The sequence below is a fragment of the Pseudomonas sp. GD03862 genome (genome assembly GCF_029840855.1).
GTDB classification, from domain to species: Bacteria; Pseudomonadota; Gammaproteobacteria; order Pseudomonadales; family Pseudomonadaceae; genus Aquipseudomonas; species Aquipseudomonas alloputida.
This window is the reverse complement of sequence record NZ_JAOCDI010000088.1, coordinates 1-6470: the sequence shown is the minus strand read 5'-3', so window position 1 is coordinate 6470 and position 6470 is coordinate 1. Positions and strand designations below refer to the sequence as shown.

Genomic DNA, 6470 nt, shown 5'->3' with positions numbered 1-6470 from the left:
CCATATCACCGGCAAGAAGCGCGGACATGTGCCCGATGGTCGAGCAGCCTTCATCTGGGCAATCGCCCTGGCCGGGCTACCTGCGCTCATTGCCGTGGGCCTGTCGGCAGGCTGGTCGGCGCAGGTAGTTCTGCTCGGTGGGTTGATGCTGTTCGGCGTGCTGTTCGCCGTGAACTCGTCGCTGCACAGCTACCTGATCGTCAGCTATGCCAAGGAAGACGGCGTGTCCTTGGATGTGGGCTTCTACTACATGTCCAACGCCCTCGGGCGCTTGGTCGGCACATTGCTGTCAGGTTGGGTGTTCCAAGCTTATGGGTTAGAGGCGTGTTTGTGGGTATCCAGCATCTTCGTATTGGCTGCCGCACTCATCTCGATCGCACTGCCCAGGCACAGTGAAATGGCACAACAGACACACTGATCCGTGAGGAAATGCGGAGGCCATCAGGCCTCCGCTTTCACCACAAACTGCTCGATTTCAGCTGCAGTACTGCGGGCAGTGCGGGTCACCCCGATCAAGGTTGCTGATGCAGAACCTGTCCACTCGCCATAGCCCACCAGCCACAGTCTGGGCTCACTCACAGATCGGGTCCCTTCGACCTCTACACGTCCTTGCTCAGTCACAACCCCAAGGCTGACGAGGTGTCCCAAGGCGGGTTTGAACCCGGTGCACCAGATCACTGCATCCACTGCGGTTTCCGAGCCGTCTGCCCAGACCACACCGTCAGGGGTGAAACGAACGAAGGGTCTCACCGCGTGCAGAACGTCTCGCTCACGCGCCTCCACCACAGGCGGGACCATTACCACGTCGCCCAGCCCGCCGACCGGCTGCTCAATGACACGCCCCTCCATCTGCGCTTTCCAGCGCTCTGTGGCCCGCTCGAACAGCACTCGGCCATCTACATCATCAGGGAGGAAAACTGGATCGGTAGGGGTTACCCAGGTCGCATCCGCTACTTTGGAAACCTCTGCGAGAATCTGCGCGCCGGAGTTGCCGCCGCCAACGACCAGAACGCGCTTGCCAGAGAAGGCCTGCGGTTCAACGTAGTGCGCCGAATGCAGCTGTTGCCCACGGAATAGCTCAGCGCCGGGGTAGACAGGTATGTTCGGATTGCTCCAGGTGCCTGTAGCACTGACCACAGCTTTGGCGTCCCAATGGCCAGACTCTGAATGGACACGTAGAGCGTCGGCAACGCGCTCGATCGAGGTGACGCCCACCGGCCGTTCAATTGGAAACTGATAGCGAGCCTCATACTGGGTGAGGTAGTCGATGACGTGCTCGCGAGAAGGATAGCCATCCTCCACAGGCGGCATCATCCAACCGGGAATGGAACTCCAGGTGGCCGGCGAGAATAGCCGCAGGGAATCCCAGCCGTGTCGCCAAGCACCACCGGCGCCCTGCTCGGCATCGAGGATGATGAACGAGAGATCTGTTCGGCGCAGGAAGTACGCCGTTGCCAGGGCGGCTTGTCCTCCGCCAATGATGACTACATCCCACAAGCGCTCTGCATGGGCTTTCATTTCACTCCCTCCGGACCATGGTCAGGCCCCATCTTCTCAGATGCTGCAGTAAGGGACTTGACGTAGGTCCTCTGCTGCAACGGTCACCAGCATTCAAAACCTACACGCAGCGCTACACGGGCTTATTGTCTATTTCCAGACGACTGGCCAAAGGAGAAAGCGAGATAACGGCTCGCAAGGCCTCATGATTGGCATCAGACCATGCCTGATCCAGCAAATCGTTGAGCGCGCCCTGCGTTGGAATTGACTGAAGGGCTTGCGTTGTTGGGTCGTACACGAAAGCGTAGAGACCTTTCTCAATCGCCCTAGAGACCTGGCGGTGCCAATTAAAATTGCCGCCATCAGTCATCATTCAGGGCAGAAGGAAGCATCCCATTCACTGAAGTGCTCCCCCTCAGAAAGGTACTGAGTGCCTGAGTAGGCAAAATCCCAGTCACTTTTGATGACGTGGAACGCTGCGTTCAGCGTGTGATTGTGAACAAGCCGATTGAAACCATAGCACCCCGGCCAGCCGATGGCTGCTGCGAGCCTTCTCACTTCGGCCGTCTTTATCACATGACGGGTACGCAGGGCTTCGAAGATCTCTGCCTTGGGCTCGGCCCAATAGAGCAGCAGGTTCCTTCTCACGCATGACGGAAGAGTTTCATCAGGCAGAATCGAGAGGGGCATGTGAAAACGCCAGTACAAGGAAGGGAGGGGTCACGCGGGGAGGCTGGTGTAACCGCCCGATGGAGGGGAGCGAGCGCTTCCCCTCTACCGACGACAGTTTTAATTGTTGGGCGACAGCTTTAATTCCACAAAATCAGCTGATGTTGCTGATTAATAAACTTTGTCCCAAAACCTCTTGAAATTCGCGGCCTAGCGGGGAGATTGATCCTGGGGAAGAGAAAATAAAGGTTGTCACAAAGCATAGCTTTTCAAAAATTCTCGGGGGTTTTCGTTTAATAAAGGTTGTCACAACAATAAAGGTTGTCACAGCAAAGGTTCAGCCACAGAAAAATCGCAGCAATGTACCGTGCAAAACCCCCAAAAAAATTATGATGGTATCTTTTTGGGATGGGTAACCCGTGTGGGCGCTCTTGCATCGTTGGATTTAGAGAATTAAAACTGTCGCAGGAGCCGGTGAGGCCTCTCTCCTCCGCTCCTGCGAGCACTGCCCCTCGATCAAACCACCCGTTGCTGTGTGACTGCGGTGCTCGCTACTTGATCGCAGAAACGTCAGTAAGCCAGCCATTCGACTCGGCTGAAAAGGTAGCCGGTGATGCTGGCTTTGACCGGCAGGCCAAGGCTAACCTCATGTGCGAGCTATACGTGATCCTTGGAGCTTTTGATGCCCCAACTGCAGTGCTGGATCAGGTGTTTGCTGCGGTCGAAGACGAAGAGCTTCCGTACTCCACTCTGATTCCATTCGAGAATGACAAATGAACAAGATCAATTGGTTCGCGGTTTCCAACCCAGACGGCAAGCGCTTTCCCGAGTGGCGCCGGTCGTTTGGCGTCAGTGACAGCGGTACTATATTTGTACCTGCAGCAATGGCGGGTGATGAGACGGAGATGAACGTAATGCTCTGTGCTTGCGATGACGGACAGAGCACGGCGGTGCACCTAGATCATCACTTTGTGCCCAGCGATTGGCTGAAGCGTGAGTTCCCCAAGCATTTGGAGCTGATCGAAATGATAGAGGTTCGTGCCCAGACCCCACTCAGTGAAATCAGTCAGCAAGAGCCAGCAGCTACTCAGGAGTAGCTATATAGACTGGCTTCAGGACAATTACGCCAGCGATGAGTTCGATGCTCTGGTCACCAACTGTGACACCGAGCTACCTCAGGACTTCCGGAGGTAGCTCGACGATGAAATCTCCTTAGCCGTGTCCCCAGGGTCCTAGCATTTCACTGTCATACGTAATGGCTGACTCATAGAGGTCGGCTCGAGGGTGGCTTCACCGAATATCGTACTCCGTAATGAACAAGATCGGACTCCTGTCTGCTTGTGTCAAACTATGTTGTGAGCGCCCACAGTCGCCAGCCCACATCACTATTCATTGGGAGAGCAGTCCACCCGCAAGAATGGAAAAAGTTCGTCTGGATTGCCGCATTCCCCGTTCAACTCCTCACAGGTGGCTTCTGCGAGCGACCTCGTGGAGTAGCTTGGCTTCAATCGTAATTTTTCCTGATTGTCGTAAATGTCGAATCCGCCTGATACGGTAGCGGCATAGTATCGAGAACCAGATTGGAAGCATTCTTTGTCGATCGGCACAGCCGGAACGATAACAAATCTCTTTTGCATGGCGCGTGTCTCTCCAAGCATATACCTTAGTCTTAGTCCCAAGATTGAAAAGCATCAATATGAGTCATCGAGACGAATCAATGACGCTTAGTGCCTCGAAGTATCACTATCACAAGAAATGACGCAGGATGATGTGGGGCTTTCTTTCTGACCGTGCTTGAGGTGGAGCCGTCAAGGCTTTGATATTGTGTATGCACCTTACCGGTACCTTGGCAACGGGCACTTCAAGATGATGTCCAGCAGTCTCTCTAGCCGTTTTGCCTTCGCTCGACACGTTGGCATGGTTGGCCTATGGGAATGCGGCTATGAGTCCCCATGCTCTCCCGAGGTTGATTTTTGCAAAAGGAGCTGCCGGTGTTCGGTCACTAGGTTCAGGAGTAGGTCAATTGACCATGGCTTCGCGAGGAACTGAGCGCCTTCGGGTATGAGGTCCGTTTCATGTCTGACGCATCCGCTAGAAATGACTATCGAGGTTTTGGGATCCTGCTGGCTAGCGATCTGAGCAAGTTCCCAGCCATTCATTTGTCCGGGCGTTTCTACATCAGTAATGAGCATGGTCACTGGTGTTCGTTTGAGTATCTCCAAACCTTAGTCTGCTGTAGCTACGGCGAGAAGTAGAAAGCCCGAATCCTGCAGTACCTCAACAATCATTGATCGCAGAATTGGCTCGTCCTCGACGATCAGGAGGAGTCCGAGCATTTCGTGTTCCGATTTCATGTGTTTGGCTCTTGAGCTAGCAGTGGCAAGCAGCACCGGGGTGCCAATGACGACCATGACGGAGCGAGCACCATACGTTGACGCGCTAGGCCTCAACCAGCCTCCCTTCAAGAGATGACTGTTACCTGACGCACCACAGCGCGCTGTAATGGCATTTTGACTCCTAGTTTGAGTATAGAGTTCCTCGCTTTTGGAGAGCATACGCATATCAATTGGAGATAGGCCGGAGAAAGCCATCCACGGCTAGTCGCAGAAAGGTATCGGTGGCCAGGCGTTCGGTCAGCATGACATGTTGCTCGGTCGACAAGCAGTACATACTCCCCTGCTAGTACGTCCAGCTCTTTGTCAGACTCTGGCTTCAGACGACCTACATCAAGTCACTTACCGCAGCACCTGAGAAAATGGGGCCTGACCATGGCCGGAGGGAGTGAAATGAAAGCCCATGCAGAGCGCTTGTGGGATGTAGTCATCATTGGCGGAGGACAAGCCGCCCTGGCAACGGCGTACTTCCTGCGCCGGACAGATCTCTCGCTCATCATCCTCGATGCCGAGCAGGGCGCCGGCGGGGCTTGGCGACACGGCTGGGATTCGCTGCGGCTGTTCTCGCCAGCCACCTGGAGCTCCATTCCCGGTTGGATGATGCCGCCTGCTCAGGATGGCTATCCGTCTCGCGAACATGTCATCGACTACCTCACCCAGTATGAGGCGCGCTATCAGTTTCCGATTAAACGGCCGGTACGTGTCACCTCAGTCGAGCGCGTAGCGGGCGCGTTACGTGTCCATTCAGTGTCTGGCCATTGGGATGCCAAAGCTGTGGTCAGTGCCACAGGCACTTGGAGCAATCCGAACATACCTGCCTACCCCGACGCTGAGCTGTTCCGTGGCCAGCAGCTGCATTCGGCTCACTACGTTGAACCGCAGGCCTTCTCGGGCAAGCGCGTGCTAGTCGTCGGCGGCGGCAACTCCGGCGCTCAGATTCTCGCAGAGGTTTCCAAAGTAGCTGCTGCGACCTGGGTAACCCCTACCGATCCAGTTTTCCTACCTGATGATGTAGATGGCCGAGTGCTGTTCGAGCGGGCCACAGAGCGCTGGAAAGCGCAGGTGGAGGGGCGTGTAATTGAGCAGCCGGTCGGCGGGTTGGGCGATGTGGTAATGGTCCCGCCTGTGGTGGAGGCGCGTGAGCGAGACGTTCTGCACGCGGTGAGACCCTTCGTTCGTTTCACCCCTAACGGCGTGGTCTGGGCAGACGGCTCGGAAACCGCAGTGGATACAGTGATCTGGTGCACCGGGTTCAAACCCGCCTTGGGACACCTCGCCAGCCTTGGGGTTGTTACTGAGCAAGGACGTGTAGAGGTCGAAGGGACCCGATCTGTGAGTGAGCCGAGACTTTGGTTGGTGGGCTATGGCGAGTGGACAGGTTCTGCATCAGCAACCTTGATCGGGGTGACCCGCACTGCCCGCAGTAGTGCAACTGAGATCGAGCAGTTTGTGGTGAAAGCGGAGGCCTGATGGCCTCCGCATTTCCTCACGGATCAGTGCGTCTGCTGTGCCATTTCGCTGTGCCTGGGCAGTGCGATCGAGATGAGCGCGGCAGCCAATACGAGGATGCTGGAGACCCACAAACAAGCTTCCAACCCATAGGCTTGGAATACCCAACCTGACAGCAGCGTGCCGACCAAGCGCCCGAGGGCGTTGGACATGTAGTAGAAGCCCACATCCAAGGACACGCCGTCTTCCTTGGCGTAACTGACGATCAGGTAGCTGTGCAGCGATGAGTTCACGGCGAACAGCACGCCGAACAGCATCAACCCGCCGAGCAAGACTACCTGCGCTGACCAGCCTGCCGCCAGGCCCACGGCAATGAGCGCAGGCAGCCCGGCCAGGGCGATTGCCCAGATGAAGGCTGCTCGACCATCGGGGACATGTCCGCGCTTCTTACCGGTGATATGT

At 56.0% G+C, this 6470-nt stretch carries 8 protein-coding genes; 4 read left to right on the top strand and 4 right to left on the bottom strand.

Annotated elements, in window-relative coordinates; all coding sequences use genetic code 11:
- Nucleotides 1-418 (top strand): MFS transporter (locus tag N5D53_RS27335; RefSeq protein WP_323055048.1); only part of this gene is annotated, 418 nt, incomplete at its 5' end.
- A 23-nt stretch (nt 419-441) separates the two neighbouring features.
- Here N5D53_RS27335 and N5D53_RS27330 read toward each other — a convergent pair.
- Together N5D53_RS27330 and N5D53_RS27325 are read right to left on the bottom strand one after the other, a co-directional pair.
- A complete protein-coding gene (locus tag N5D53_RS27330; RefSeq protein ID WP_190869808.1) occupies nt 442-1518 on the bottom strand; it encodes an ArsO family NAD(P)H-dependent flavin-containing monooxygenase in 1077 nt (358 codons plus the stop codon).
- Between the two features lie 348 nt (nt 1519-1866).
- On the bottom strand, nt 1867-2187 hold the full coding sequence (locus N5D53_RS27325) for a hypothetical protein (RefSeq protein WP_266025097.1): 321 nt from the start codon (nt 2185-2187) through the stop codon (nt 1867-1869).
- Nucleotides 2188-2721: 534 nt separating this feature from the next.
- Here N5D53_RS27325 and N5D53_RS27320 point away from each other — a divergent pair.
- Together N5D53_RS27320 and N5D53_RS27315 are read left to right on the top strand one after the other, a co-directional pair.
- A complete protein-coding gene (locus N5D53_RS27320) occupies nt 2722-2943 on the top strand; it encodes a hypothetical protein (RefSeq protein ID WP_177413591.1) in 222 nt (73 codons plus the stop codon).
- Entirely contained in the window at nt 2940-3263 is a 324-nt protein-coding gene (locus tag N5D53_RS27315) for a hypothetical protein (RefSeq protein WP_104886884.1), read from the top strand. The genes N5D53_RS27320 and N5D53_RS27315 overlap by 4 nt, the downstream gene beginning before the upstream one ends.
- 288 nt (nt 3264-3551) lie before the next feature.
- Here the strand turns inward: N5D53_RS27315 and N5D53_RS27310 are convergent, their stop codons facing one another.
- Nucleotides 3552-3803, bottom strand: a complete 252-nt coding sequence (locus tag N5D53_RS27310) for a hypothetical protein (RefSeq protein ID WP_104886883.1) — start codon at nt 3801-3803, stop codon at nt 3552-3554.
- Between the two features lie 1149 nt (nt 3804-4952).
- Between N5D53_RS27310 and N5D53_RS27305 the strand changes: the two genes are divergently transcribed.
- On the top strand, nt 4953-6029 hold the full coding sequence (locus N5D53_RS27305; RefSeq protein ID WP_129931831.1) for an ArsO family NAD(P)H-dependent flavin-containing monooxygenase: 1077 nt from the start codon (nt 4953-4955) through the stop codon (nt 6027-6029).
- A 23-nt stretch (nt 6030-6052) separates the two neighbouring features.
- Here N5D53_RS27305 and N5D53_RS27300 read toward each other — a convergent pair.
- Nucleotides 6053-6470: MFS transporter (locus N5D53_RS27300; protein WP_347881669.1), on the bottom strand; the 418-nt coding region annotated here is incomplete at its 5' end.